This is a genomic window from Polaromonas sp. (assembly GCF_012927455.1).
GTDB lineage: Bacteria > Pseudomonadota > Gammaproteobacteria > Burkholderiales > Burkholderiaceae_C > Polaromonas.
The window spans coordinates 120,955-146,920 of the sequence record NZ_JABBPE010000003.1 but is presented as its reverse complement, the minus strand read 5'-3'; the positions used below and the strand labels follow the sequence as shown (position 1 = coordinate 146,920).

The 25,966-nt window shown below is 58.7% G+C and carries 22 protein-coding genes and 3 pseudogenes; 6 read left to right on the top strand and 19 right to left on the bottom strand.

Going from position 1 to position 25,966, the window contains the following annotated elements; genetic code table 11:
* Position 1 precedes the first annotated feature (1 nt).
* The 3 genes from HHJ18_RS05025 to HHJ18_RS05015 are packed head-to-tail and all read right to left on the bottom strand — an operon-like array spanning position 2 to position 3,146.
* Entirely contained in the window at positions 2 to 577 is a 576-nt protein-coding gene (locus HHJ18_RS05025; RefSeq protein WP_296912205.1) for a ferritin family protein, read from the bottom strand.
* Positions 574 to 1,410: a 2-oxoacid:ferredoxin oxidoreductase subunit beta gene (locus HHJ18_RS05020; RefSeq protein ID WP_296912203.1), complete on the bottom strand. Its 837-nt coding sequence runs from the start codon at positions 1,408 to 1,410 to the stop codon at positions 574 to 576. Before HHJ18_RS05020 ends, HHJ18_RS05025 begins: the two co-directional genes overlap by 4 nt.
* The gene (locus HHJ18_RS05015) at positions 1,410 to 3,146 is read right to left on the bottom strand and encodes a 2-oxoacid:acceptor oxidoreductase subunit alpha (RefSeq protein WP_296912201.1); all 1,737 of its coding nucleotides are present in this window, start codon (positions 3,144 to 3,146) and stop codon (positions 1,410 to 1,412) included. Before HHJ18_RS05015 ends, HHJ18_RS05020 begins: the two co-directional genes overlap by 1 nt.
* A gap of 276 nt (positions 3,147 to 3,422) precedes the next feature.
* Here HHJ18_RS05015 and HHJ18_RS05010 point away from each other — a divergent pair, with 276 nt between their 5' ends.
* From HHJ18_RS05010 to HHJ18_RS05000, 3 genes are all read left to right on the top strand, one after another.
* Positions 3,423 to 4,208, top strand: a complete 786-nt coding sequence (locus tag HHJ18_RS05010) for an IclR family transcriptional regulator C-terminal domain-containing protein (protein WP_296912197.1) — start codon at positions 3,423 to 3,425, stop codon at positions 4,206 to 4,208.
* A 264-nt stretch (positions 4,209 to 4,472) separates the two neighbouring features.
* The gene (locus HHJ18_RS05005; RefSeq protein WP_296912195.1) at positions 4,473 to 5,366 is read left to right on the top strand and encodes a helix-turn-helix transcriptional regulator; all 894 of its coding nucleotides are present in this window, start codon (positions 4,473 to 4,475) and stop codon (positions 5,364 to 5,366) included.
* Between the two features lie 137 nt (positions 5,367 to 5,503).
* Entirely contained in the window at positions 5,504 to 5,776 is a 273-nt protein-coding gene (locus HHJ18_RS05000) for a hypothetical protein (RefSeq protein WP_296912193.1), read from the top strand.
* Here HHJ18_RS05000 and HHJ18_RS04995 read toward each other — a convergent pair.
* The 16 genes and pseudogenes from HHJ18_RS04995 to HHJ18_RS04925 form a co-directional block, all read right to left on the bottom strand.
* Entirely contained in the window at positions 5,769 to 6,947 is a 1,179-nt protein-coding gene (locus HHJ18_RS04995) for an ABC transporter substrate-binding protein (protein ID WP_296912191.1), read from the bottom strand. The two genes, HHJ18_RS05000 and HHJ18_RS04995, sit on opposite strands and share 8 nt — an antisense overlap.
* A 22-nt stretch (positions 6,948 to 6,969) precedes the next feature.
* Positions 6,970 to 7,184, bottom strand: a pseudogene (locus HHJ18_RS04990) (hypothetical protein); the annotation flags it as partial.
* A gap of 157 nt (positions 7,185 to 7,341) precedes the next feature.
* Positions 7,342 to 8,658, bottom strand: a complete 1,317-nt coding sequence (paaK, locus tag HHJ18_RS04985) for a phenylacetate--CoA ligase PaaK (protein WP_296912188.1) — start codon at positions 8,656 to 8,658, stop codon at positions 7,342 to 7,344.
* A gap of 20 nt (positions 8,659 to 8,678) precedes the next feature.
* Entirely contained in the window at positions 8,679 to 9,362 is a 684-nt protein-coding gene (locus HHJ18_RS04980; protein ID WP_296912273.1) for an ABC transporter ATP-binding protein, read from the bottom strand.
* 240 nt (positions 9,363 to 9,602) lie between these two features.
* Positions 9,603 to 9,995: pseudogene (locus HHJ18_RS20945) on the bottom strand (hemerythrin domain-containing protein); the annotation flags it as partial.
* 16 nt (positions 9,996 to 10,011) lie between these two features.
* Positions 10,012 to 10,773, bottom strand: coding sequence for an ABC transporter ATP-binding protein (locus tag HHJ18_RS04975; RefSeq protein ID WP_296912186.1), 762 nt, complete (start codon positions 10,771 to 10,773; stop codon positions 10,012 to 10,014).
* A gap of 2 nt (positions 10,774 to 10,775) precedes the next feature.
* Entirely contained in the window at positions 10,776 to 11,708 is a 933-nt protein-coding gene (locus tag HHJ18_RS04970) for a branched-chain amino acid ABC transporter permease (RefSeq protein ID WP_296912183.1), read from the bottom strand.
* A gap of 1 nt (position 11,709) precedes the next feature.
* Positions 11,710 to 12,588: a branched-chain amino acid ABC transporter permease gene (locus HHJ18_RS04965; RefSeq protein WP_366558805.1), complete on the bottom strand. Its 879-nt coding sequence runs from the start codon at positions 12,586 to 12,588 to the stop codon at positions 11,710 to 11,712.
* Between the two features lie 191 nt (positions 12,589 to 12,779).
* Entirely contained in the window at positions 12,780 to 13,652 is an 873-nt protein-coding gene (locus HHJ18_RS04960) for a DmsC/YnfH family molybdoenzyme membrane anchor subunit (RefSeq protein WP_296912177.1), read from the bottom strand.
* Between the two features lie 64 nt (positions 13,653 to 13,716).
* A complete protein-coding gene (locus tag HHJ18_RS04955) occupies positions 13,717 to 14,367 on the bottom strand; it encodes a 4Fe-4S dicluster domain-containing protein (RefSeq protein ID WP_296912175.1) in 651 nt (216 codons plus the stop codon).
* Positions 14,364 to 17,114 (bottom strand): molybdopterin-dependent oxidoreductase, encoded by a 2,751-nt coding sequence (locus HHJ18_RS04950; protein ID WP_296912172.1) that lies wholly within the window; start codon positions 17,112 to 17,114, stop codon positions 14,364 to 14,366. Before HHJ18_RS04950 ends, HHJ18_RS04955 begins: the two co-directional genes overlap by 4 nt.
* A 195-nt stretch (positions 17,115 to 17,309) precedes the next feature.
* Entirely contained in the window at positions 17,310 to 18,224 is a 915-nt protein-coding gene (locus tag HHJ18_RS04945; protein WP_296912169.1) for a thiamine pyrophosphate-dependent enzyme, read from the bottom strand.
* A gap of 14 nt (positions 18,225 to 18,238) precedes the next feature.
* The gene (locus HHJ18_RS04940; protein WP_296912167.1) at positions 18,239 to 19,396 is read right to left on the bottom strand and encodes a transketolase C-terminal domain-containing protein; all 1,158 of its coding nucleotides are present in this window, start codon (positions 19,394 to 19,396) and stop codon (positions 18,239 to 18,241) included.
* Complete coding sequence (locus HHJ18_RS04935) at positions 19,393 to 21,075, bottom strand: NAD(P)-binding protein (protein WP_296912164.1); 1,683 nt, start codon at positions 21,073 to 21,075, stop codon at positions 19,393 to 19,395. Before HHJ18_RS04935 ends, HHJ18_RS04940 begins: the two co-directional genes overlap by 4 nt.
* A complete protein-coding gene (locus tag HHJ18_RS04930; RefSeq protein ID WP_296912161.1) occupies positions 21,072 to 21,629 on the bottom strand; it encodes a 2-oxoacid:acceptor oxidoreductase family protein in 558 nt (185 codons plus the stop codon). The genes HHJ18_RS04935 and HHJ18_RS04930 overlap by 4 nt, the downstream gene beginning before the upstream one ends.
* A 674-nt stretch (positions 21,630 to 22,303) precedes the next feature.
* Positions 22,304 to 22,456 (bottom strand): annotated as a pseudogene (locus HHJ18_RS04925) (electron transfer flavoprotein subunit beta/FixA family protein); the annotation flags it as partial.
* Positions 22,457 to 22,518: 62 nt separating this feature from the next.
* Between HHJ18_RS04925 and HHJ18_RS20940 the strand changes: the two are divergent.
* The 3 genes from HHJ18_RS20940 to HHJ18_RS04910 all read left to right on the top strand — a co-directional run bounded on the left by HHJ18_RS20940 (position 22,519) and on the right by HHJ18_RS04910 (position 25,965).
* Entirely contained in the window at positions 22,519 to 22,671 is a 153-nt protein-coding gene (locus HHJ18_RS20940; RefSeq protein WP_366558804.1) for a hypothetical protein, read from the top strand.
* Between the two features lie 1,115 nt (positions 22,672 to 23,786).
* Positions 23,787 to 24,965 (top strand): branched-chain amino acid ABC transporter substrate-binding protein, encoded by a 1,179-nt coding sequence (locus HHJ18_RS04915; RefSeq protein WP_296912159.1) that lies wholly within the window; start codon positions 23,787 to 23,789, stop codon positions 24,963 to 24,965.
* Between the two features lie 70 nt (positions 24,966 to 25,035).
* A complete protein-coding gene (locus tag HHJ18_RS04910; protein WP_296912156.1) occupies positions 25,036 to 25,965 on the top strand; it encodes a branched-chain amino acid ABC transporter permease in 930 nt (309 codons plus the stop codon).
* Position 25,966: the final 1 nt, after the last annotated feature.

The window sequence follows — 25,966 nt, the reverse complement described above, 5'->3', positions numbered from 1 at the left end:
TTCAAAAATATTGCCGCGGACGGTTGGCCTGCCGCGCATGGCTATTCCTGACACAGTGGCGGATCGGGGTCCTCGCCTGCCATCGAATCGCCGGACCCGGATTCGGCCAAACAGGCTTCCAGCCAGCCAATGTGTTCGCGTTCTTCATCAGAGCGAACTGGCGCGCCAACGCGATGACATCAGGGGCTTGCGCCGTATCGGCAACGCCGGCATAAAACTCTGTCGCCTCGTGCTCGTGCTCAAGTGCGAGCTGGAGGGCCTCGCGCACCGACAGGTGATAGTGCACCCGGCCGATGTCGATTGCTTCCGGGCTTTCATTGCTTCGCCACTTGAAGTCCCAGGGGGCGTAGTGCGGCAGCGGGACATCCTCGCACATTGCGGTGAAATCGACCAAATGGTTTCGCTCCGCAATTTCGAGGCGGCGAAAGATCGCCGCGACGGCTGTCCTGCGGTGGGTTTGCATCTGGTCCGCCAGCTCGCCATAGCGCTCTGCGGCTTCGGTCTCCATCGCCAGCGCATGCGCGAGAAGTTCATGAACGGTTTGAACGGTGGTGCCGTCCGTCAGGTTTTTAGTCATAGCACGAACTTCGATTCCAGCTCCGCAATGGACCCATTGGCGCGCTCGAATTCTGGTCGATAGGGCGGGCGGGAGCCCTTGAAGAGAACCTTGCCCACATTGAAGCCGTCATCGGTCATTAAGCGGCGGGCGGCGCGGGCGGCATCGTCCGTGTAGTCGACCACCGCGGCGCGTACGATGTCACGCCATTCGGCCTGCTCCGGGCGGAAGGTAACGCAGGGGCTGAGCACCTGCACCAGTGAAAATCCGGGGTGGCGAATCGCTTCGACAATGATTTGGGCCATGTTGACGGGATCGCTGCTGGAAACGCGGGCGATGAAATTGGCTCCCGATGCCAGACCCACCACCAGCGGCTGGAACGGATTGATTCCGGTCCCCGCAGGAGTCAGCTTGCTGCCCTCCCAGTCAGGTGCCGTAGTCGGCGAGGCCTGGCCTTTGGTCATGCCGTAGACCTGGTTGTCCATCACGATATAGGTCAGATCTACATTGCGGCGGCAGGCATGTATGAAATGGTTTCCACCAATCGAGAAGCCGTCGCCGTCACCGCCCGTCACCAGCACTGTGAGATCGGGGCGCGCCAGCTTGAGACCGGTTGCCACCGGCAAGGCACGGCCATGTACGCCGTGGAAACCATAGACGCTGGTATAGGCCGGGATACGTGAGGAGCAACCAATCCCGGAGACGATCGCGACCCCCTCCGGGGGCAGTGCGAGTTCGGCCAGGGCACGAGTTATCGCATTGAGGACCGTGTAGTCGCCGCAGCCGGGACACCAGATCGGTTTGAGTTCGGACTTGTAGTCCTTGGCCTTGTATTTGCGCACTACAGATTCCATCACGCTCTCAAGCGATTGAGTTGTTCGAGAATCCGGGCCGGGCCGAATCCCAGCGGGCCAGCCTGGTGCAAGGAGCGCGTCTCAAGCGGCAGATCGTAGAACGCCCGCAGCATGCGATAAAACTGACCGCTGTGCGATTGCTCCACGACCAGGGCCCGCGTGATTCCTGCCAGCGCCACGGCCAATTTTCCGGGTTGGACCGGGGCGATCAGTCGTACCGAAATCAAGCGGACCTTGCCGCCCGCCGCCGAGAATCGGTTCAAGGCTTCGCGCGCCGGGCCGGTCGAGGAGCCCCAGGTGATGATTGCCATGTCGCCCGGACCTGCGTCGGCATCGAGGATGTCGGCCCAGTGGTCGCCGTAATTGAATTGGGTCAGCTTGCGGCTGCGTTTGTCCATTTGCGACAGGTGGTCCGACGCTTGCGACGACGGCGTGCCAAACTCGTTGTGTTCGAGTCCGTCCGCGGTGTGGGCCAGGCCTGCGGCGCCGGGAATGGCCATCGGCGAAACGCCGGAGGCAGTCACGGCATAGCGCTTGTAATGTTCGCCGACAACAGCGGCCTTAGCGGTATCGCGCTGACCGATAAAGGCCAGCTTCGCAGGACGCGGAAGAATCGCCCTCGACTGGCCCATGGCCTGATCGGTCAGGACGATGGTGGGGGTCTGCATAGCCTCGGCCAGATGCACGGCCCACTGGCTGGTGAACAGGCAATCAGCGACCGAGTTCGCCGCCACCACAATATGCGGAGCGTCGCCGTGCAAACCGTAAACCGCGATGTTGAGGTCGCTTTGCTCCGACTTGGTTGCAATCCCGGTCGAGGGTCCGACGCGCATCACATCGACCACCACAATCGGCACCTCGGCGGCCACTGCCAATCCGAGCGATTCGATCATCAGGGACAGGCCCGGGCCCGAGGTGGCAGTCATGGCCGGCACGCCACCGTAGGAAGCGCCGATGATCTGATTGATGGAAGCCAGTTCGTCTTCGGCTTGCACCAGCACGCCGCCAACCTTGGCCAGCGATGGGGCCAGCCATTCGAGGACTTCGGTGGCAGGTGTGATCGGGTAGGCCGCGACAAAGCGCACACCACCACGGATGACGCCAAGGCCAGCCGCCTCATTGCCTGTGATGCTCCAGCGCTTCTGCGGGCCGGCAGTGACGGCCGGCAGCTTCGGAATCTCTGGCAGCTCAGCCGCTGCGGCAAAGCCGGCGTGAAAGGCGGCCATGCTGGCGTTGATTGCCTCCTGCCCCTTGCGCCCAAGATGCTGCTCGACCACCGCCTGCATGGCCTGCGTCGGCAGCCCGATCATGGCGGCGATCGCGCCCAGGGCGACCATGTTCGGGCGGCCATGTTCGATTTGGCCGGCTATTGCCGTCATCGCCAATGCCGCCTCGCGCGGCCGCCCGCTCAGCAACGCTACCGGGGCTGGGCCGTGCACGGGGTCACCGACGATGAGGCTGGCACCGATCAATGGAATCTCAGCCGAAAAGCGGCCAATGTTGTCCCAGTCGATGGCCATCAACAGGTGAAAGCTGTCGTCGTGCGACAAAATGGGCTCCGTCGCAAAACGCAGCATTGTGGCTGCCTCGCCACCACGAATCTGCGGTCCGGACGAGCGGCTCATCAAGGCATACCAGCCGGCTTTGCCGGCCGCTTCTAGCAGCAGCGAACCGGCCGTTACAACACCCGCCCCGCCGCTGCCGGCCATTACCAGTGACACGCTGTGTTCTGTCATTTGATCTTTCCTTCGTCAGTGAGAGATTGATCGCGAAGCCGTTTGGAAATGACTCATCGCATCGGCTGACCCAGCGGACAGCATGTGTCTGCAGTCCGGGCACTTTGATGCAGGCCGATGATGGCAACTTGAACTTGCATTGGAGCTCCTACCTTCAATGGTTTGAGCTTAGTCACTGGTTTTTCATGCGCAAGTGCCGAGTTCATGAGTTGTGCGATGATTGCGCCGGTTGCGCGATGAACGCACAGTTATTTGAAATGAAACTGAAGGCAGCCCATGACTATTGCCAAGGCGGATTTGATTGAAGGCATGGCCAAGGGAATGGCCGTGCTGGAGAGTTTTGATACTGAGCGACAGCGGCTCAATGCCACGCTGACGGCTGAGCGGGCGGGTCTGACGCGTGCTGCCGCACGCCGTCACCTGTTGACGTTGGCCTACCTCGGCTATCTTGAAACCGATGGCAGTTACTTCTGGTTGTCCAGCAAAGTACTTCGCTTCTCGGGCAATTATCTCGCGTCCGCCCGCTTGCCTCGCGCGCTACAGCCCACGCTGAGCCGGCTCGCTATTCAGGCGCAGGAATCGTGTTCAGCGGTGGTTCTCGACGGCGACGAGGTGGTGATCGTGGCGCGCAGTGGAAACGACCGGAACTCATTGGCAACCGGAGGCGGGCGCGTGATTGCCTATGGCCTTCACATGGGGGCAAGACTGCCCGCCCACGCCACGTCGACAGGGCGGGTCTTGTTGGCCGCCAAAACCAAAATTGCGTTCAATGAATGGATGAAAGGGCGGTATTTGCAACGCCTGACTCCCCAAACCACGGTCGACGTCCGCTCGTTTCGTGCTCTCATAGAAAAAATTCGCCAGAACGATTTTTGTATCGCCAGCGAAGAGCATGAATTGGGTGTTCATGCGCTGGCGGTTCCGCTGCGCAACAGCAAGGGCGTGACGGTGGCAGCGCTCAACGTGGTGGCATCGGACAGCCGCATCTCGGCGCTGGTCATGCAGCGCGATCTATTGCCTTTGTTGTTTGAAGCGGCGCGCGAGTTGCGTCCGCTTTTGTAGCGGTCGCATCTTCGCTGGCGCTGCCGCGCTCTCATACCAAGGGCGCGGACAGGAGGTGACCGGACGCCAGCCAACACCCATTCAGCGCGCCAGACATCAGGTCGTAGAGTTGAGCGCAGGGGGGGTCAACAGCTTGTGCAAACTGCGGGTGCGCTATGACCTATTGAGCGTAGTCGCTTGTTTTGCTCGCCGCTTGTTGAGTTCGCCACAGGGCCGTGGGATGTACTCCGGTCAATCATAATGGCAACATAATGCACATTATGTGTGATCGAACTTATGAGCAAAAATAATTTAGAAAAATCGCCAGCGTCGATATTACGAGACGACGATAGCCAGTATCTGCATGGTCTTGGCGAGCACATTCGTGATCTAAGGGTGCGACGGGGAATGACTCGGGGAATTTTGGCACGCGATTCGGGGGTGTCGGTGCGTTATCTTGCGCAACTGGAAAGCGGAGAGGGCAATATTTCCATTCTTCGTCTGCGCCAAGTCGCGCAGGCAATGGCCATGCCGCTGGAAGAGATCATTCGGGTAGGGCCGGAGCAGCCGGCGGAACTCACACTGCTCGGTCAGTTTCTCTCGCGTTTGTCACCGAGTCAGTTGGGAGAGGCCCAAAAACTGCTTCGGAGTACTTTTGAAAAAAAGGATCGCCGTCATCGTATCGCCATGGTCGGGCTGCGTGGGGCGGGCAAGACAAGTTTAGGCAAATTACTTGCGGCGCATCTGAGGGTCGCTTTCATCGAACTCGGCGAAGTTATCGAACAGACTGCGGGGACGACATTGTCTCAAGTGTTTTCGCTCTATGGACAAGCCGCTTATCGCCGGTATGAACGGCGCTCGTTGGAAGCGATCATCCAGAGCCATGATCGTTTTGTGCTGTCTACAGGGGGTAGTATTGCCACCGAACCCGCAACATTCGATGAATTGCTCAGTTCCTGTTACACGGTCTGGCTCAAGGCGAGCGCCGCCGAGCATATGACCCGCGTCGTAGCACAGGGAGACCAGCGGCCCATGGGTGACAACCGCGAGGCTATGCAAGATCTCGAGCGGATATTGGCGGGGCGAGAGCCTATGTACCGTAAGGCCGACGTGACAGTCAATACTTCCGGACTTGATATTCAGCAGAGCATGGCAGAGCTCCTGAAGCAGATTGGGTAAATTAGCAATTTGCTGAGCATTCCGACCGTTTGACAATCGAAGACCTTCATTTCGAAAAAAAGCCGGCAAGGCCAAGAAGCGATGCAGCATGAATTGCGATGGAGCAGCACGATGTTCTCCCACTAGCGGTTCGGCCAATGGCCAGCCTGCGCCAGGTCTTGTTTGCGGTTGACCTGCTTGCCCTGGAACCGCAGTACCAGCTACCCACCTTCCTGGATCACAACTTGGACAAATTGGATATTACGCAGCATGTTGGACTGCGTCAGTTTAATTCGCGGGCGTTGATACGCTGGCGCTGGGACACCGTGCGCGATCCCAAGTTGCCGAAGTCTTGTTTGGCCTGGGCTTTACCGCAGACTGTCAAGTGGGCCGATCGGGTTCAAGCACGGCCCAGCTCGGAAATTATTTGACGCTTACGGTACTGCCAGTGGCGTCAGGGTCGGAAATCTTCCAATCGCCACCTTTGATTTCTAGCATGCGAAAGGACGACAGGTCGAGGCCCATGTGGTCAGTCGTCGACATATTTACATTGCCGCTTGAGCCTACGTAACCGCGAGTGGCTTCGATGGCGTCTCGCACCTTGGCTTTGTCAGTACCACCAGCGCGCTTGATCGCATCGACCGCAATCATCAAACCATCGTAGGCATAGCCGCCAAAGCTCGATACATCCTGCTGGTAGCGCGTTTTATAAGCGAGCGTATAGGCCGTCACCACTGGCTTTTGAGGATCGTTGGCGGCCAACTTTGTGGGGATCAACTGAGCAGGCGAGGGAAGACGAATTCCTTCGGCTGCCGGACCTGCCAGCTTCAGAAATTCATCAGAGGCCACGCCATGTGACTGATACATAGGCAAGGTGATACCGAGTTGCTTGTAATTCTTGGCGACAATGGCTGGACCTTGACCCAAACCGAACACGAACACTGCCTGCACACCTGCCGCGTTTCTGATTTTCGTCAGTTGCGGGCTGGTATCGGTGTCTTTAGGACCGTAGGTTTCGCTGGCGACCAATGTGATGCCATATTTGGCCGCAACCCCTTCGGTTTCCTTCTTGCCGGATTGACCAAAACCGCTGGTTTCCGACAGCAGTGCGACCTTGCTGATGCCGCGCTTCTTCATGTTCTCAAACACTTTTTCGGCAGCCATGCGGTCGGTATGCGGTGTCTTGAAAACCCATTTCTTCACCGGTTCGACGATGACTACGGCGCCGGCCAAGGAGATAAATGGGATGTTTGCTTTTTCTGCTAGTGGCACCATCGACATGGTCGAGCCCGTAGTAGTACCGCCTATCAAGATATCGACTTTGTCATCATCGATCAGGCGCTTCGCAAACCCGTTGGCTTTATTCGCGTCACTGCCGTCATCGTAATGGACCAACTGCACTTGACGTCCGATCACGCCGCCTTTTTTGTTTAACTCTTCAACATACAGTTGCAGTGTTTTCAACTCTGGATCACCGAGGAAGGCGGCCGGGCCGGTGATAGAAAGTATGGAGCCAATCTTGATGGGGTCGGCACCATAAACACTAAAGCTTCCAAGAACAACAGCTGCACAAAGAGCGATAGATTTCAATTTGAATTTCATGGTCTTGTCTCCTGGTTGAAAATTAAATGCGTTCGAAATTGAGCGCAATACCTTGCCTAACGCCGATACTCATGGTGCAAAGCGCATAGCGCCCGCCATGCCATGCCATGCCATGCCATGCCGTGCCGTGCCAGTTCGTAACTTGCGGTCGTCACCAGACGAGCGCCACTCATTCCTAGAGAATGCCCTATCGCGATTGCCGCCATTGGGATGGACCCGTGCCTCATCGTCCGCCACGCGCGAAAATGTGAAGCGTTCCACACTCTGCGCACCGCCGGCGCCGGGCCACTGCCCATGAATGCGCGGCGCCACCCCCGCATTTGCCATGGCCCGTGTGTCACCATGGCGGCCGATGGGGGTGCGAATGGCATCGCAGATCAAGGCTTCAGCCATATCAGTACGCCGAGGATTGTTTGGGGCGCGTGTCGATCACGCGGCGCGCTTTGCCGGTCAGCGTGCGCGGAATGGAGTCATATTCCATGATGGTGATCCGCGTCGAGATCCCGACCAAAGTCTTGATATGGTGCTGCAATTCCTTGCTGATCGCCTCGGTGTCGGCAGGCGAAAAATGGCCCGAGAACTCACGCTGAATTTCGCACCGCACTTCGACGTTGTCGAGGTGACCATCGCGGTTGAGCAGGATCTGGTAGGTGCCTCCTAAGCGCTTGTCGCGCAGGATCTGCTCTTCGATCTGACTTGGGAACACGTTGACGCCTCGCACGATCAGCATATCGTCGGAGCGCCCGGTAATGCGATCCAGGCGGCGAAAGCTGCGCGCGGTCGGCTCCAGCAACCGGGTCAGGTCGCGCGTGCGGTAGCGGATCACTGGCGTGGCTTCCTTGGACAGTGAGGTGAAGACCAGTTCACCATACTCGCCATCCGCGACTACTTCGCCAGTATCCGGATTGATGATTTCGGGGTAAAAATGATCTTCCCAAATCACCGGGCCATCTTTGGATTCGATACACTCGCAGGCGACGCCGGGGCCCATCACTTCGGTCAGTCCGTAGATGTCGATGGCGTCGATGCCCAGCTTGCGCTCAATCTCGCAGCGCATGTTATGACCCCACGGTTCGGCACCGAAGATGCCGATTTTCAGGGATATGTCGTCCGGTTTGATGCCCTGGCGCTCGAACTCCTCCGCAATGACCAGCGAGTAGGACGGGGTCACCATGATGATCTCTGGCCGGAAGTCACGAATCAACTGCACCTGCTTTTCCGTCTGCCCGCCTGACATCGGCACCACCATGCAGCCGGCGCGCTCGGCACCGTAGTGCGCACCCAGACCGCCAGTAAATAAGCCGTAGCCATAGGCGATGTGACAGGTGTCGCCGGCGCGGCCACCGGCAGCGCGGATCGACCGCGCCATCAGATTGGCCCAGTTATCAATATCTTTGGCTGTGTAGCCGACGACAATTGGTTTTCCTGTTGTGCCGGAAGATGCGTGCAGGCGCGCCACCTGGGTGCGGGGCACGGCAAAAAGACCAAATGGGTAGTTGTCGCGCAGATCGATCTTGGTGGTGAACGGAAATTTGGCCATGTCAGCCAGGGTTTTCAGGTCGGCTGGGTGAACGCCTTGATCATCAAATTTTTGTTTGTAGTGCGGCACGTTGTCGTAAGCGTGCTGCAGCGTCCATTTGATGCGATCGAGTTGCAGGGCAGATATTTCGTCACGACTGGCGGTCTCGATATGTTCAAGGGCTACTTGCATGGTTGTCTCCTGTTTGCGATTCACATGCCCAGATACGCCGCACGCACCTGTTCATTGCTAGTCAATTCCCGGCCGGTGCCGGTCAAGGTGATGTGGCCGGTTTCCAGTACGTAGCCACGATCGGAAATTGCGAGCGCGGCGAAGGCGTTTTGCTCAACCAACAGAATGGTCATACCCTGGTCCTTGAGCGTCTTAATGACGTTAAACACATCTCTCACCATCAGTGGAGCCAGTCCCATGGACGGTTCGTCGAGCAGCAGCAGCTTCGGTCGTCCCATCAACGCCCTGCCAATCGCCAGCATCTGCTGCTGACCCCCAGACAGGGTTCCTGCCGGCAGCAGCCGTTTTTCCTTGAGGATAGGGAACATTGAGAAGACCCTCTCCAGATCACCTTGGATTTGGTGCTTGGGCTGCGTGTAGGCCCCCAGTCGCAGGTTGTCCTCGATCGACAGCGGCCTGAACACTTGGCGCCCCTCGGGGCTTTGGCAGATGCCGCGGCGCATGCGCATGTCCGAACGCACCTTGCTGATGTCTTCGCCGTCGAAGTCGATGCTGCCGGCGCTCATCGGCTGTACACCGGAGACGGCACGTAAAAAGGTGGTCTTCCCGGCGCCATTGGCGCCTACCAGCGCCACCGTTTCCCCACGGCGTACTTCCAGGTTGATGCCTTTCAAGGCCTTGATGCGGCCGTAGCAACTTTCCATCTCCGACACACGCAGAAGCACATCAGACCCAACAGGTGGCGAACTGGCCTGCGAACGGCTGGTCGTCTGCCCGCCCGCACCGACCGACGCTGTCGCCAGGTGGGCGATGCGGTGAAGTATTTCAGGAAACTGCGCCTTAACCTTGTCGCCAAGGAGCGGGTCCTCGTTAGCCAGGAAGGCGCGATCTATTTGCGCCCAGTCTTCTGCGGTCAGGACCTCGCGGGCAAGTGGCATCGCAAACTGCCTCTCGATTCGGATGCGGCTTTTCAGTCCGGTCGTATAGATACGCAACGCGGCCGCAAACGCGGGGGACGCCAATTGGCCATTGGCGACGTCCATAGTTTGGCCACGCAAGGCTCTGAGAATTTCCTGTCCGTTGCGATGTTCCTCCTGCAAGGGGTCGAGGATGGCGTCGGCATCCGGACTGCGTAGACGTAAAGCGCGAAGTGAACAATCGCCTTCCTTCAGAGGGAGACAATGGTTGACAAACTGTTCGATGTATTCAAAGAGCGATTGGAAGAAGACCGGATTGACTTTGCTACCGCCTTCTATTTCCTCGGCGACAAAGTCGATGGTTGTAGCCAGGCGCGACAAATTGGCGTGTTGTTCGCAGATGATGCGTAGTGCTTGCATGCGAGAGGTTCTTGGTTTATGCGTTGACGCCAAGGTATGCGGCGATCACGTCGGGATTTTTGCGAATTTCTTCCCCCGTCCCTTCAGCCAGCTTTTCCCCGTAGTTGAGTACGAGAATGCGGTTGGAGAGGTTCATTACCATCTTCATGTCGTGCTCTACGAGCACGACCGTGACACCGGAATCAGCCACCTTGCGTATCAGGTCATCGACCTCGATGGTTTCTTTCGGATTCAGCCCGGCTGCGGGCTCATCCAGAAAAACGATGCGTGGCTTCAAGGCCAGTGCGCGGGCGACCTCCAGCCGCTTAAGGGTGCCATATGGCATGCTGTCGGCGCGCGCTTGGATGTAAGCATCCAGTCCGACAAATCGCATCAGCTCAGCTGATTCGGTGCGCAACTCCGCGTCCCGGCGCGTAATAGAAGGTAAACGCAGCGCTGCTTTGAGGGGGTTGCGGTCCAGGCGCAGGTGGGCTCCGACCATCACGTTCTCGATGGCACTCATGTTCATGCATACCTGCAGGTTTTGGAAAGTTCGGGAGACGCCGCATTTGGCGAGTTCGTTAGGCGTCTTTCCTGCTATCGAGTTGCCGTCCAGCTTGATTTCGCCACTGGTAGGGGCGTAAATCCCGGTGATCAGGTTGAACAGTGTCGTCTTGCCCGCGCCATTGGGTCCGATCACGGCATAGATTGTTCCCGCCTCAATGCTGAAGCTGACGTTTTGCACTGCTTTGACGCCACCGAAGTGAACGCAGAGTTGTTTGACTTCAAGAAGTGCCATGCTTAGGCTCGTTTGCTGAATTTGTCCACCAGTGTCGGCACCAGGCCCTTGGGCATGAAGATCATGCAGCTCATCAGGATGGTGCCGAAGGCCACCGTCTCCCAGCCCTCGAACGAGGCGAGTGCTTGGGGCAGAGCCGTGAGCAGCACGGCGCCAACCAGGGAGCCATAAACCGAGGCCATGCCGCCAATTACCACCATGGTGACCAGTTCAATTGAATGAAAAAAGTCGGCGAAGTTGGGAGTGACAAAACCGACGTAATGGGCAGTGACGCTGCCCATCAGGCTGGCAAAGACCGCCGAGATGACAAAGATCGACACCTTGTAGCGCACAACATCGACACCGGCGACCTGGGACGCCACCTCTGAGCCATGCAAGGCGCGCAAGGCGCGGCCAAAAGGCGAGTCGATCAGGTTGAGCGAGGCCCAGACGCTGACCGAAAGCAGCAAGGCCACCACCCAGTACCAATGTTTGTCGCTGGACAACTCAAATCCCAGCAGTCCGAGCGCCGACACCGGCATGCCGTCGGGGCCGCCGGTCAGGTCTGCCTCGTTGCGAAGCACGATGTTGATGATGATGCCCAGGCCCAGTGTGGCCATCGCCAGGTAGTGGCCCTTGAGCTTGAAGATCGGCCGCGCCAGCACCGCCGCCAGTAAAGCGGTTGTCAGCGCGCCGCCACCCATGGCGAGCAGGGGGTGCCAGCCGAAGTGGGTGGGCAGCACGGCAGATGCATAGGCACCAATACCGAGGAAACCAGCATGGCCCATGCTGATCTGGCCGGCAAAGCCGATCAGCAGGTTCAGGCCCAGCACGATGATGGCGTTGATCGCCATGCGAATTGCCAGATCCATGTAGAAGCTGTTGGGTATTGCAAAGGGCAGCACCAGTAAAATCGCGACGATGAGGTACAAGCCGAGGTAGGCGCTGTTTTTCATGTCACACCCGGTCCGATGATTTACCGCCAAACAGGCCGCGTGGCATGAAGAACAGCATGAACAGGATGAGCACGAAGGGAATCGCGTCCTTGTACGCCGACGAGATGTAGCCCGCACCCATCGCCTCCAGAATACCCACCAACAAGCCGCCAAGTACGGCACCCAGACCATTGCCCAGGCCACCAACGACCGCAGCGACAAAACCTTTGAGGCCGAGCATGATGCCTACGTCGTACGAGGTCAGCGTAATCGGCGTTACCAGAATGCCACCCAACGCACCCAGTGCAGCCGACATGGCAAAGCTCATGAACAGCACCCAACTGGTGTTGATCCCCACCAATTCGGCTGCCACCCGATTAAATGACGTGGCCAGCATGGCCTTGCCGTGCATGGTTCGGTTGAAAAAATACCAGAGTGCGACCACGACCACCACAGTGACGCCCAGCACCCACAGGCTTTGCGGCATCAGGGTCGCGCCCAGTACGGCCATCGGGACTTCGCCGGAGAATGCTGGCAGGCTGTGGGTACCTTTGCCGAGCCAGACCTGGATCAGGCCGCGAAGGACCAGGGAAGCGCCTATGGTGATGATGATCAGGGTGACCGTCTCGGCCCCTTTGACCGGTTCGATTGCCAGCTTTTCCAGCAGCACGCCGACGATGGCCGGCACCAGGATGGACAGCACCAGCGCCACCGGCAGTGGCAATCCGGCCTGGGTGAAAAAGACCGCTAGCATGCCACCGAGCATGATGAATTCGCCCTGCGCGAAGTTAATCACGTTGCTGGCGTTGTAAATCAGCGTAAAGCCCAATGCGGCCAGTCCGTAGGTCGCCCCGACGGTAACGCCCGAGAAAAGGAATTGCAGGAATTGCGCGAGCATCATCTGCCCCTGAACGTGGAGATCAAGAGTCCGATGTCGACAAGAAACCTTTTCATTTGCTGACTCCAGTTGTTTTCCAGCCAGAAAGGACAGAAACCGTCTCGCGTGGCCCGGTCTCGGCCTAGCGGTCAAAATAGCTGTTGCTGTCCTTGAGGCTTCGGATTTGCTTCATGGTTCACGGTGGCGCATCTGGTTTACTGCTTGGTTCTCACGCCGCGCACCGGCAACTTCGTCAGTGCAAACCCCTGATTGAAGCTGGCACGGGTCACCAGCGTGTACTTGAAGTAGGCGCCGGCGAAGGCGGCGCCGGCGCCGGCAAGAGCCACTAGCGCAGTCGAGGCGTCACCGCTCACTCGCCATGCACTGACGCCAAGCAGCAACAACGGGGCAACGGTGCCGATGAACTGCAGCATGCGTCCGGCCCGGTTCAGCGCAGCGCGAGCGCGCGGCGCCAAGCTGTGCTCGACGGCGCTGCGGTACCGCCTCCAGAGCACCAAGCGCACTACCAGCAGCAGCATGAAAAAGCCTATTGCAGCGCCGTGCCTCGGCTCTAGTAAAAAAAATATGCCACACCCTTCGCACAGTCCGGTGACGAACATGAGCGGCGAGAGTTGCTTCGAACGCCAGGCTGGAATGCCCCGCGTCGCCGGCAGCATGCGACTCTGGCAGTAAAGAAAGAGCAAGGCGAGCGCGGCGCTTGCCCACAGTGAGCCAACCACGTTCAGCAGCGCCAGTAACCCGGCCGGAAACAGCAGCAGTGCAATAAAGGCTTCGCGTGACATCCACGAAGTGCGCGGATTGAAGAACACATGCAGCGCGCGCAGTGGGCGGCCGATCTCGAGCCAGACGCACAGCAGGCCCAGTCCAGTCAGGGTGAGCGCTAGCAACAGCGGCCCGTTGAAGGCCGGGGTTGTGCTGGTGTTGGCTGCGGCAAACAGTGCGCTGGTAACCAGCAGGCCGGATCCTGCGCCGCCGCCGATGAAGTTGCCGGCGGCACGCCAGTCCCAACTGGCCTGTTGCCATGGGTTGGGTCCAAAACCGGCCGCACCGGTTGCATTGGTACTCATAGACGTCTCCCATCGGTTTCAGTGAAAGCTGACTTGCACCAGCGCGTCGTGGCGGAACTGGAAGTCATGTGTCCGCCTTGTCCCAGAGATAGTGAAAACCGGGTCCAGTGCCAAGCTCTTCATGCATGCGAAAACTCTGGTTTTTCGCCAGCAATTGGGAGACGTTGCTTTGCGGGTTGTCCAGGTCGCCAAACGCCAGGGCATCGGCAATGCAGGCGTTGACACAGGCCGGCGTCGCCGCCGGGTCTACGCCCGGCGTCAGTCCTTGTGCCAGTCCGGCGTCAATGCGATCAACGCAAAATGTGCATTTGGTCGCCACTGCCAGGCGCGACTCGTCGTGGCGCTTGGCCTCGTTCTCGGTCGGCGCGCCATAGGCAAAGCTCGACTTCTGGGTCTTGTAGCGCGCCTGATAGGGGCAGGCCACGGCACAGTAGGAGCAGCCAATGCACAGGTCATAGTCAATGGTGACAATGCCGTCGGATCGTTTCTTGGTGGCCGTGCTGGGACACACGGCCATGCAGGGCGGGTCCTCGCAGTGCTGGCAGCCGACCGGCACGAAGACGCGCTTGACGTCGGGGTATTCGCCGAATTCCATGTCAATGACGCGGCGCCACTGAACGTCTGGCGGCGTGGCGTTGGTATGTTTGCACGCGGCGGTGCAGGTCTGGCAGCCGACGCAGCGCCGCAAGTCAGCCGTCATGGCCCAGCGTGTCATGAACATACTCCGGCCTTTTTGCGGTTCAGGCTCACGCGCACGATGTCGGCGCCCGAACCGGTAGAATCAGTCAACGCCAGCGACATCGGGGTGAGGGCATTCATGCTGGGCACGCCAGAATCCTTGGCGAACGGTGTCGCCCAGTGGTCGAACTGACCAATCAGCAGCAACGTGTCGGGACGGATGCCTTGGCGCAATACCGCCTTGCCGTGCACGCTGCGGATCGGCGTCGAGATCGTCACGTCGTCACCGTCCTCGATGCTGAGTTGTTGCGCCCGGCCGGTGTTGATGATTACGCCGCGGTGCCCGGCAATGTTGTCCGCGATTTCCTTGATCATCTGCATGCCGACGTTGCCGCCCCAGGCGTACTGCATGCTTCGCGCCGTCAACATCCAGAACGGGAAGTCGGCGATACTGCCGCCCTTGGTCACCAGTGTCTTGGCCAGTTCTGCCGTCCACAACTCGCTGAAATCCTTGGCCACTGGCAGCGCCTGGTACTCGTGCAGCTGCTGGTCCCACCAGTGCATATCGTGCTCGTGCAGACGCCGGCCGAGTTCGGCACCGACGCGCTGCAGGCGTTCCTGATACGGCAGTTCGAAACGCAGGTTCTGCCGAGCCAGCGTTGGATAGAGGTACCAGTCGGACTGGGGGAACGGTTTGGTGGCCAGGCCGTGCTCTTTCCACCATGCCAAATCGTGTACCTCGGCCCCTTCGCTGAGTTCAGCGCTGGCTGAGCGTCCGATGGCGTCCCAGATTTGTTCGCGGTTGTGCGCAACGTCGATGGCCAGTGAGAAATCGCCATAGGCAGTCTTGAGTGGCATGCCGGCAGCGCCCTTGTTGATGGCTGCGTTGTATTTTTCCAGCAAACCGGTGCGCAGCGCCAGTTCCGTGGCGATCTCGGTGAAGTCGCGCGCTTCGCCGCGGGCAGCAATGACCGGCTGGCGCAGTGCAAAGCCTTGTTGCGTCCAGAACTGCTCGATGAATTTGGTGCCGCCTATTCGAATTAGTTGCAGACTTTCCAGGTCGGTGGCGTCGGGCAACAGCACATCGGCAAAGTGGTTGGTCTCGTCGCGCGTGTAAGCAAAGGCCACGACAAAGGGAAAACGCGTCATCTTGGCCATGATGCCGTCGGTGTCCCAGAACGAGATGGCCGGGTTGGTGCGATAGACAAACCAGACGTCGGGCAGGGTGACCCGCGGCAGTCCCTTAGGCGTTTCATCAAGAAACATCCAGGAAAAGTGCGTTGGCCCCAGTGCCTGGCTCCAGGGTCCGTCGGTGGCCAGCGGCACCATGGTGCGGTAGGCATTGCGGATATTGGGCTTGGGCGACCAGTGCGCTTTGTCGGTCGGGTTCAGGTGGCTGTACATGAAGCCGTCCGGCCCCGGTTTGACGCTTTCATGGCGCTGTGACATCGGGCGGTGCAAGCGCACCGTGGTGCCCAGGGTGCCGCCCGGGACTTCCAATGCACCGACCAGCGCGGCCAGCATGGTGCGCGCCCACACGCACTCATAGGCGCCCCAGCCATTGGTGACGGTCTTGCCAAGACTGACGGCCACTGGACGCAAGGGCATGGTCTTTCCGTCGATCTCGACCGTCTGCCCGACGCAGGCATGGTCCAGGAATTCGTTGCCAATGCGGCGCATGGTGGCGGCGGGCACATCACAAAGTTTTTCCGCCCACTCGGGCGAGAACGTGAGCATGTGCGACACCAACTTGCTGAAAGCGGTTTGGCCGCGCAGTAGCCCGCGACCCAACACATCACCGTCGGGTCCGTGCTCAACTGCCTCGACCACGAACTCGCCCTCAAGCGCTTCGTGGACATCGGGCGTATCAAAAGGCACGGCAGTCTGGCGGATCGAATCGAAGACCAGCGGCTTGTGGCTGGCCGGCTCGCGCAGGTAGTAGCCGCCATCGCCCACCAGATAGGGCGAAGCGGTGCTGCGCGCCAGGAAGGCCACATCAAGCCGTTCGCGTGGCACTTCATGCAGCAGCACATGCATCAGTGCAAACAGAAAGGCCGGGTCGGTCTTGGGCTTGATTGGCACCCATTCGGCTGAGCATGCGCCGGTAATGGACAGATGCGGCTCCACCTGCACTCGCTTCATGCCGCGCACCCGCGCCTTGGCGTGTCGGGCTACCCCCACCACGCCGCCGGAAGCTTCTACATTGGCGCCGCAAGAAATCAGGTAATTGGTCATCGGCGTGTCGGGCGAAACGGTGAAGCCTCGGTGCCAGAATTCGCCATACAGATGTTCGGAGTGATAGCACTTGACACCCTGACCCGAGCCGAAACCGAAATCGACCGAACCCCAGGCCGACAGAAAGGCCGGCATCGTTCCCATGTAGGACTGCGGCGTGCCGCCGCCGCCCAAGCTCATCGCCACGCGCGGATAGCCCGACTCGTCGGTCATGCCCTCGGCACGCACGCGCTCCAGGCGCTCGGTGATCAGTTCAAACGCTTCGTCCCACGTTATGGCCACGAAGCCCGGATCTTCGTGCCGCCCCTTTTTCGGGTTGGTGCGCTTCATGGGAGCGAGCACCCGGTTCGGGTTGTAGGTTTTTTGCACCAGGCCGAACGCCTTGACGCAAACCTTTCCATTGCCCGGATGAATGCCGGCCGCGCAGAAGTTGGGCTCGACCTCAGTAGCCACGCCCTGTTCTACTTTGACGGTGAGCAAGTCGGGCCCTGCCACGCACTGGTAACAGTAGGTCGGGACTTTGCGCACATCCTTGGGTGCAAGATTCATGGCAATCCTTGTGGGGCGGGGCATTGGGCGGCAGCCACCTTTTGCTCTTTGGCTGGAAGTCGCTGCGCGGTCTTGGCGACGTCGACGATCAAGCGCGAATGGCAATCCCGCTCAGCCGTCAAACTGGTGGAGGAGTGAATTGCCGTTACAAGAGATGTCTTCATCGAAAGTTTTTCTAGGAGGGGTTGAACTTGATCACGTGGAGTGGGACGAGGCCGTATGGGCTCTGGCCTGACTTGCGGCGGCGTGTTGCTGCAACGTGGTCCAGCCATCGTCAATTTCGGCTTGCAGGGTTTCAATGTCTGCGCTTGTCATGTGCCGATAGCGCCGCTGCAGCGCGAGGTAGTCAGCTACCGGCCTGGTTTTGCTGGAGTGGTTGAGGGTGTAGCAATGTCCATCTTCCACCTCATACAGAGGAAAGGCGCCAGATTCCACCGCGTAACGCGCGGCCAGCAAGCCGGCGTCGTCGGCCACGCCCCAGCCCTCCATGCAGGGAATCAAGAGCGTGATGATGCGGGTGCCCTGTATCGTCTTGGCCTTTTCAACCTTGCGCAGCAGGTCTGGCAGATGGCCCGCGCTCGCGGTGGCTACATAGGGCACGCGGTGCGCCGCCATGATTTCGGTCAGATTTTTCTTGCGCGAAGTCTTTCCCGCCGGTGTCGATCCGGTGCGAGCAAAATGCGGTGTGGAAGACGATTTTTGGGCTCCCGTGTTCATGTAGCCTTCGTTATCCAGACAGAAGTAGATGAAATCTTCATTGCGCTCTGCCGCCGAGGACAGGCACTGAAAGCCAATGTCGAGGGTCCCGCCGTCGCCGGCCAGCACGATAACTTGTGTATCGCGCTTGTTCAGGGCGTCGAGCGCGCGTCGCAGCCCCGTGGCGGCGGCGGCGCCAGATTCGAGCGTTGGCTGGTACACCGGTATGCGCAGCGAGCTGTGCGGTTGCGCTCCAGCAATAATGGCCATGCAGGAGGGCGGAATGACCGCCATGGTCTTGCGTCCCATGGCGGTCAGGACGTGGCGCACCGAAAGGGCGTTGATGCAGCCGGGACAGGCGGCGTGCCCGGAGCACAGCATAGGTTCTTGATTGGCTTGTTCGATTTGAATCATGGTGTTCACCCTCTTCAACATACCCACTGGGAATCGGCCTGCACCGCACGCTGGGTGGCCTGGTTGACAAATTCGGCAATCTTGGCCGGTGATACGTTGACGCCGCCTACACCGGCGAGCAGGCCATGAATGCGTGGTGAGATCGCACTTCCATACAAAGCCGCACGCAGTTCCTGGTGCAACACACCGCCATGGCCAGGGGAGTAGTTGCGATCCAGCACAACGATCTCGTCGACATCGGCAAGCGCTTCAAGCAGTCGTGCCTTGGGCAAGGGCCGAAACAGGCGGACTTTGACGAGTCCGACCGCCTGGCCGGCTTCGCGCATGGCGTCTACGGCCTCGCGTGCGGTGCCGCACATGCTGCCCATGGTGACAATGACGGTGCGTGCACCATCGCAGCGGTAACGCTCAATCACCCCGTGGCTGCGCCCGGTACGCTCAGCCCATTCGTGATCGGCCTGCGCAGCCAGTGCCGGCACCCGTGCAATTGCCGCGCCAAGGTCCTGGCGGTGGCGAAAAAACATTTCTTGCGATACCACATAGCCCCACGACTCGACCTTCTCGGTGTCGAGCCGATGCGGTGGGTCAAACGCCGGCAAATAGGCATCGACCAGCGCCTGCCCTGGTACCAACACTGGCTCCAAGGCATGCGAGACGTAAAACGCATCCAAATTGACCATGACCGGCGTCAACACTTGCTCGGCCACGCGATAGGCCTGAATCACAGTATCGAGCGCTTCCTGGGCGCTTTCCACGTAGTACTGGATCCAGCCGGTGTCGCGTTGGGACAGGCTGTCGGTCTGGTCGGGCCAAAAGGCCCAAGGCGACGCGACGGTACGGTTGACGTTGGCCATCACGATCGGGGCACGCGCGCCGCTCGCGTAGTGCAGCAACTCGTGCATCAGAAGCAAACCCTGCGAGGCGGTGGCGGTAAACACCCTCACGCCCACCAGTGATGCTGGAATGCAGGCAGACATCACGGAGTGTTCCGACTCCGGCGTGATGATCTCCGCGTCCAAGCTGCCCTCGACATGAAATTCGATGAGTTGCTCAAGCACCGGGGTTTGCGGTGTGATCGGATACAACGGAATTACACGTGGTCGGGACAGACGTGCGCCCCAGGCGACGGCCTGGTTGCCGGTCAGCAATATGCTCTTGTTGGCTGCATTCATCGAATTTCCTCCTGCATCTTCATTGAGCCTGTTGGGCATTCCTTGACGCACAGACCGCAGCCTTTGCAGTAGTCGGTCAACACGACGTAGTCGTTGCCTACACGATTGACCGCCATGTCGGGGCAGTACACCACGCAGTTGTCGCAGTTGATGCAAGTGCCGCACGAGAAGCAGCGCTCACTCTCCGCGAGCGCCTGCTCAAGTTCCAGGCCAAGCTGCACTTCGGCGTCGCGGTGAAGGCGTTCATTGGCGTCGGTCCGCGGAGTCTGGACGCGCGCGCGTTGCGGGTGGTAGTGCGTGCTGATGGCCGGCAGGTCCACCAGCGGTTCGTCGTCGTGGCGGGCGTGCGCGGGAGGAGGGGTGATCCCGCCCTGGCGTTGGCGCAACTCGCGTGCAATGGCGTGCGCCGCGCGTTGGCCCATGCCAATTGCTTCAGTCACAAAACGTGCAATGCTGGCCATGTCGCCACCAGCGAAAACACCAGGCATGCTGGTGGCAAGTTGCGCGTCGGTTTGAAGTAATCCGCCCAAAGTAGAAAAACCATCGCCCAGCACTGTCAGATCGGGATCCTGACCAATGCAGGTGACGATGGCGTCAGCACCAAGTGTGAAGGAACTGCCTTCAATGGGCGTTACCGTGAACTGGCCACGTTCAGCGCCAGCAATCAAAACTACTTTGGTGCAGTTGATGGCGAGGCCCTGGACGCCAGCATCGACAACGCCATCCAGGCGGGCGCCGTCAATCACCTCAATGCCTTCTTCCAACGCTTCGACCACTTCTTCGGCCTGCGCCGGCAATTGGGCGCGCTGCTCCAGCGCCAGCAGGGTGACCTGATGTCCCAATCGGCGCGCGCTGCGCGCAGCATCAAGCGCAGCGCTGCCACCGCCGATGACCAGCAGCCGCTTGCCCAATGGCACGGGTTTGCCAGCATTGGCACCAGCGAGAAAGGTGGCGCCATCGCAGACCCAGGACTGGCTGTAATCCAGCGTGGGCAGGCGCTTATTGCGCGCGGCACCTAACGCCAGATAAAGCGCATCGTGCTGTTTTCCCAGCCGCACCAAAGCGTCAGCGCTGTCGATTCGGTGGCTGCAATGAATAGCAACGCCCATGGCGACAATGCGTGCGATTTCACCATCGAGCACATTGCGAGTCAGCCGGTAGGCCGGGATGCCGTAGCGCATGACCCCACCCAGTTCCGCCTGCGCCTCGTACAAGGTGACAGCAAAGCCCATGCTGCGCAATTGAAACGCTGCTGACAATCCTGACGGGCCACCGCCAACAATGGCGACGTGACCGCTCTGAGTCGTTGCTGCCGGCTCAAAAGTCCATCCCTGCGACAGCGCTTGATCACCGACAAAACGTTCCAGCTTGCAGATGGAAATAGCCTCGTCGTAACCGGTGCGGTTGCATGCCGTTTCGCAGGGGTGGTGGCAGATGCGTCCGGCAATCGAAGGAAACGGATTGTGACGTGCCAAAACGTGCCAGGCAGCGTGAAAATCGCGCTGGCGCGCCAATTCAATCCACTCGGCGATGTCGCCATTGACGGGGCAGGCGCCGTGGCAAGGAGCAGGCGCCTTGATGTGCCTGGCCAGCGATGAGCGCCACGTACCGGTCTTGATGGCCTCGGTGCTCCCAGTGGTCCAGACGGTGGGGATAAGGGCAGGGACCGGCGCGTTCATGTCGCACTTTCGAACAATTGGCGATCAGCGCAACGGTAGCCTTCATTACACGCAGCAACGTTCTCGTCAGGCTGCCTGGGTACGTTGTCAACCAACGCTTGCGTCAATATCGCCAGTGTGGGCGCCTTGATCACGCGAGCCAAAGCGCCGAGCAAGGCCGAGTTAACGATACGCCCGAGGCCATGCTGGCGCGATATCGTCAGCGCGTCGATCGGGATCACGCGTGTGGTGGGCAGGAACTCGGCAAATTCAGCTGCGCTTCTGGCGGAGTTCACCACAATCAGGGTGTCGGGACCCGCAGTGGCCAGTAGTTTCCCTTCGAGGAGGCTGGCATCAAAGCACAGAATGGCGCTGGCCAGCTCAATGTCGCAGCGCAAGCGAACCGGCCTCTGATCGACTCGGAGATGGGAGTTCACCGGCGTGCCACGGCGTGCTCCGCCATAACTGGCAAAACATTGAACGTGCAGCCCCTGGGCATGAAAAGCGGCCGCCAGCAGGTTGCCGGCGGTCTGCGCACCTTGGCCGCCCCGGCCTTGAATGATGATCTCAAGCATGTTGTTGTCTCCTTCCGCTTTCACTGTGCGGTGTCGAATGCCTAACAGATTCATTTGCGGATCATGGTGATCCCATGGGAAAATTTCGTTGTCCGGAATTCAAGCGCTTTTCAGACCGTCCAATGGGTTGCTGAAATTCGTTGGTTGATCAATCAAATAGTAAAGTTGAAAACGAGCCATGCACTTAAGACAGCTTGATCTCAACCTCTTCAGCGCATACCGCTTACGCCAAAGAGCCGAAGCCGAAAGCAGTTGAATTTGCAATATATCGCATGCAGTGAAATATAAAGCAGTTAAGGCAATATATCGCATGTTTTAGACGGAACTTGGCTTTTCATTGATCTGAATCAGATGCACGGCAATCAGCACGTTTTGCTCCCGGCTGATGCTCCCGGCGCCAGTTTGACCACCCCTGCCGATTTCGAGTGATCAGGGGCAACAGGCCGGCAACCCGCTAGGTCATTGAGTTTTCTCGCTTATGGGGTGATCGCCAATATCTGGCGCCGGTCAGATCCGTATCGGCGGCAACAGGCACAAGGCCGAGCGTTTCATGTCCAGCCGTAAAAACTGGTCTATCGTGGCGGATTGCCGCTTACGAGTCGGCAAAATTTTGAAATTGAGCTTCCAGAGAGCAGCCATTGGCCAATACCCGGTACCGCATTGCATTTGCGGGTTTCCTTCAGGCGGGTAGCTTCTTCGACCGCAATCTCGTCAAAGGGCCTCATGCTCATCCTGACGTTGGCAAGGTCCACGCCACTGCCATCGGATTTCACACGACTTTCACTTTTGTAATTCACAACACGTTTGGCGGGCACGAGAATTCCCATGGCGGGTTTCCTATCGAGGTGAAAAAGTTTGGTGTGATGATCCGGCATTCGAATACGTCTGCATGTTGGGCGCAAACGCCAACGTGTTGCTGATCAATCCCAAGACGCATACCGTTCGCAACGTGGCAGAACTGATCGAGCTTGCGGAAAGGCAGCCTGGGTCGCTCACCTTCGACTCCAACGGCTTTGGATCCTCGACCCATCCCACCACTTAACTCCTGGCCGAGGCTGCGGGCGTATGATTTTTGCATGTCCCTTACAAGGGCGCCGCACCTCTTACGGTCGACTCCAGGGCGTCAAGCACGAAGTACGTTCGAATAGAGCTGCTGACCGCATTGCTGCCCCGTTGTCATAATGCCACCTGCTGATGCGTGGCCAGAAAGGCTGTGATTCAAAGGTTTTTATACCGCAGGTTGTTGCTGCCGGCGTCAATTTGACCAAGGCTGCCGATTCTGACTGACCAGGGACATATGCTCTGCATCCCGCAAAAACTCTGGGCTTTCCTGATCCACCAGGTGGTCACTGATTTTCGGCAGCGCTGGTCAAATTGACGTCAGCGACAACAAGCTTGTCACCCACAATCTCTACGCCGAACGGGTCATGTTCCCGTTTAGCTGAACCGAGCGGGACCACGTCGACATGGCCGGTGAAGCAAATCGGCGGTTTGTCGGATCTGCCGCCTATGCGTGCGACCGGGTGCTGCGGTGCGGTGCGAAGTCAACCAGCCGGCAACCGTAGCCCGCGGCCGACAGCAGCTCAGCCAGATACTGGATGCACTGGTCTTCATTGCCGGGCGGATGATGGTGTTTATCCGCAGAAGGGTTTGGGTCAACGCTACGGCATCGTTGACCGGGATACTTGATAAGTTGTCAGCCATTTTGGGTTCCATATTGCGATTGATGTGGCGGGGCGATCAAACCAGAGCCCTTCCTGCCCAGCGTGTTCTTCTGTGTCCGCCCGGTAGTTCCCGCTATTGATGGAAGCGAACTGGTCAGCATTATTCAGTGCGGCTCCTTGTCTTGGAATGGTGCGACAGTCTGATTTAAGCACCAACGTGGGACGCCCCTTAAGCAACGCAGTGGTGCATCTAACCAGCGATTCGCTTGGAGTGGCTCCTTGACCTGGACCCTGTCAAATGCTCAAAGTGGCGCGCTGCTTCTTGCTCGGTAAGTTTGGCTCGCTCGGGTTTGTCCGCCTAGCAAGTAAGGAAGATGTCTGGCATAAATCATGCATGTCAATATTCAAGCGACTTGAACTGTATTCAAATAACAGTCAATCAGAATCATGATACTTAATTTGCATTCTTCAATCCACCCGAAAGGAAGTGACTATGCGCAAGCGAAACACGGTATTGGCAGTAACGGCGTTGTTGACGACATGTATGAGTCTGGCTCTCGTAGTCAGCCCGGTCTTGGCGAAAGAAGTGGTGCGAATCGCCTTCATCGGTCCGTTGACCGGCGGGGTCTCCAATGTCGGCCTGGGGGGGCGCAATTCCGCTGACCTGGCAGTGCGCCTGCGTAATCAGGATCCCAAATCCAAATACACCTATGAATTAGTGCCGCAAGACGACGAGTGCAAGCCCAATGTGGGTGTGCAGGTGGCGACTAAGGTGGCCGCGGACAAAAATATTGTGGCTGGCGTCACACACTATTGCTCGGCAGTCGCTATGGCCACGGCGGGCGTGTACAACCGTTTTGGAATGCCGGCTGTGGTGTGGGGTGCGGTTCTGCCCGAGGTAACTTACGGCAACAACTTCAAGGAAGTTCATCGTGTCAACGGCACGATGATCAATCAAAACGAGGTCGCTTACAAGTTCATGGCCGGACTGGGCTACAAAAAATGGGCCATTATTCATGACACAACGGACTACGGCAAAGGACACAACAAATACTTTGGCGAATTCCTGAAAAAAGGTGGCGGTAAAGTCCTGGGCACCTTCGGGGTGACGGCTGACCAACAGGATTTCACCACCGAACTGACCAAGATTCGCGAGTTGAATCCAGACGTCATTTACTTCGGCGGACTGACGCCGCTTGGGGTACGGATTCGGACGCAGATGGAGAAGCTGGGCATCAAGGCTCAATTCCAGGGGACCTCCGGGATAAAGTCCGATGCCTATATTCAGGGTGCAGGCAAGGAGCTGGCTGAAGGTTCGCTTTCGTTTATCGAAGGGGCGCCATGGGAGAAGCTGCCAGGCGGGCTTTTCTTCACCAGCAAGTACGCGCAGCAAAAATATGGCGAATCGGCAGAGGCTTATGGTCCCTTTGCATTTGCCGCCGCCAATCTGATCATGGATGCAGTAGAGAAGGTTGGTCCGGATCGCAAAAAAGTGCGTGACGTTCTGAACAATACCAATGATGTCGATACGATTGTTGGCAAGGTGACCTTTGACGACCATCGCCAGAACATTGTGCCGCTTATCACAAAGTACGTGGTGGAAAACGGCGCATGGGTGGTTTGGGAAGACAGCAGCTACGGCAAGGGCAAGCGCAAGCTGGCCGGTTTGTAATCCCCAAGATGCCCTCCTGCAAGCCATCGGCGACGCGGGAGGGTAATCCTCAACCGTTCCAGGAAACCTGATGAGTGAAGTTAGTCAATATATCTTCAATGGCCTAATGCTGGGCGTGATTTACGCCATGGTCGCTGTTGGCTTTACCCTGTTTTTCGGGGTTTTGGACGTGATCAAGTTCTCGCACGGAGACACCTTGATGGTGGGTGCCTTCGCCGGGCTCACTGCATCCATTCTATTGATGAAAATCGGGCTGGCTTCACCGGCGCTGCAGTTGCTCGCGGTGGTTGTATTTGCAGTCGCCGTCACTGGTTTGCTAGGGGCGGGAATTGCCAAGTTCCTGATCCTGCCGCTGCGTCATGCGCCACCGCTCAACACGCTGTTGGCGACGTTGATGCTCGGCACGGTGATGCGCGAGGCGGTCCGTCTGTTTTATCCTGACGGCTCCAACCCGAAACCGTTTCCCGCTTTGCTGCCCACCTCCACGGTGGAGCTCGGTGGGCTTTCGCTGCGAATTGATAACCTCATTTTGCTGGCCAGCGGCTTGCTCGCCATTGCCGGGGTACACCTTCTCATCACGCGAACCAAGCTCGGCTTGGCGATTCGTGCTGTGGCGCAAGACGGGGAGACCGCGCGGTTGATGGGCATCAACTTTGAGGCGGTTGTGCTGATTACCTTTGCACTGGGTTCTGGCCTTGCTGCGCTCGCTGGTGTAATGAATGGCCTGTACTACTACGAAGTCAACTTCAATGTCGGTTTGCTGCTGGGGGTGATTGGGTTTGCTGCGGCCATTCTGGGGGGCCTGGGCAATATCTATGGCGCCATTATTGGCGGATTTCTTTTCGCTGCTTTGCAGGTGATTGGCAGCGCCATGTTGCCAGCACTGATTCCCGGCATTCCCAGCTCTTACAAAGACGTTTTTGCCTTCGCCGTCGTCATCATTTTTATGGCCTGGAAACCGACTGGTTTAATCGCCGAAAAGTCGAGCGAACGAGTTTAGT

What these genes read in the sequence shown, in the direction of transcription:
- HHJ18_RS05000 (WP_296912193.1), top strand. Translation starts at nt 5,504, where the DNA reads ATGGCCAGCCTGCGCCAGGTCTTGTTTGCGGTTGACCTGCTTGCCCTG.
- HHJ18_RS04935 (WP_296912164.1), bottom strand. Translation starts at nt 21,075, where the DNA reads ATGAACGCGCCGGTCCCTGCCCTTATCCCCACCGTCTGGACCACTGGG.
- HHJ18_RS04930 (WP_296912161.1), bottom strand. Translation starts at nt 21,629, where the DNA reads ATGCTTGAGATCATCATTCAAGGCCGGGGCGGCCAAGGTGCGCAGACC.
- HHJ18_RS04995 (WP_296912191.1), bottom strand. Translation starts at nt 6,947, where the DNA reads ATGAAATTCAAATTGAAATCTATCGCTCTTTGTGCAGCTGTTGTTCTT.
- HHJ18_RS04960 (WP_296912177.1), bottom strand. Translation starts at nt 13,652, where the DNA reads ATGAGTACCAATGCAACCGGTGCGGCCGGTTTTGGACCCAACCCATGG.
- HHJ18_RS04975 (WP_296912186.1), bottom strand. Translation starts at nt 10,773, where the DNA reads ATGGCACTTCTTGAAGTCAAACAACTCTGCGTTCACTTCGGTGGCGTC.
- HHJ18_RS04945 (WP_296912169.1), bottom strand. Translation starts at nt 18,224, where the DNA reads ATGATTCAAATCGAACAAGCCAATCAAGAACCTATGCTGTGCTCCGGG.
- HHJ18_RS05025 (WP_296912205.1), bottom strand. Translation starts at nt 577, where the DNA reads ATGACTAAAAACCTGACGGACGGCACCACCGTTCAAACCGTTCATGAA.
- HHJ18_RS05010 (WP_296912197.1), top strand. Translation starts at nt 3,423, where the DNA reads ATGACTATTGCCAAGGCGGATTTGATTGAAGGCATGGCCAAGGGAATG.
- HHJ18_RS05015 (WP_296912201.1), bottom strand. Translation starts at nt 3,146, where the DNA reads ATGACAGAACACAGCGTGTCACTGGTAATGGCCGGCAGCGGCGGGGCG.
- HHJ18_RS04940 (WP_296912167.1), bottom strand. Translation starts at nt 19,396, where the DNA reads ATGAATGCAGCCAACAAGAGCATATTGCTGACCGGCAACCAGGCCGTC.
- HHJ18_RS05020 (WP_296912203.1), bottom strand. Translation starts at nt 1,410, where the DNA reads ATGGAATCTGTAGTGCGCAAATACAAGGCCAAGGACTACAAGTCCGAA.
- HHJ18_RS04970 (WP_296912183.1), bottom strand. Translation starts at nt 11,708, where the DNA reads ATGAAAAACAGCGCCTACCTCGGCTTGTACCTCATCGTCGCGATTTTA.
- HHJ18_RS04915 (WP_296912159.1), top strand. Translation starts at nt 23,787, where the DNA reads ATGCGCAAGCGAAACACGGTATTGGCAGTAACGGCGTTGTTGACGACA.
- paaK (WP_296912188.1), bottom strand. Translation starts at nt 8,658, where the DNA reads ATGCAAGTAGCCCTTGAACATATCGAGACCGCCAGTCGTGACGAAATA.
- HHJ18_RS20940 (WP_366558804.1), top strand. Translation starts at nt 22,519, where the DNA reads ATGTTGGGCGCAAACGCCAACGTGTTGCTGATCAATCCCAAGACGCAT.
- HHJ18_RS04980 (WP_296912273.1), bottom strand. Translation starts at nt 9,362, where the DNA reads ATGGAAAGTTGCTACGGCCGCATCAAGGCCTTGAAAGGCATCAACCTG.
- HHJ18_RS04950 (WP_296912172.1), bottom strand. Translation starts at nt 17,114, where the DNA reads ATGAATCTTGCACCCAAGGATGTGCGCAAAGTCCCGACCTACTGTTAC.
- HHJ18_RS04910 (WP_296912156.1), top strand. Translation starts at nt 25,036, where the DNA reads ATGAGTGAAGTTAGTCAATATATCTTCAATGGCCTAATGCTGGGCGTG.
- HHJ18_RS04955 (WP_296912175.1), bottom strand. Translation starts at nt 14,367, where the DNA reads ATGACACGCTGGGCCATGACGGCTGACTTGCGGCGCTGCGTCGGCTGC.
- HHJ18_RS04965 (WP_366558805.1), bottom strand. Translation starts at nt 12,588, where the DNA reads ATGATGCTCGCGCAATTCCTGCAATTCCTTTTCTCGGGCGTTACCGTC.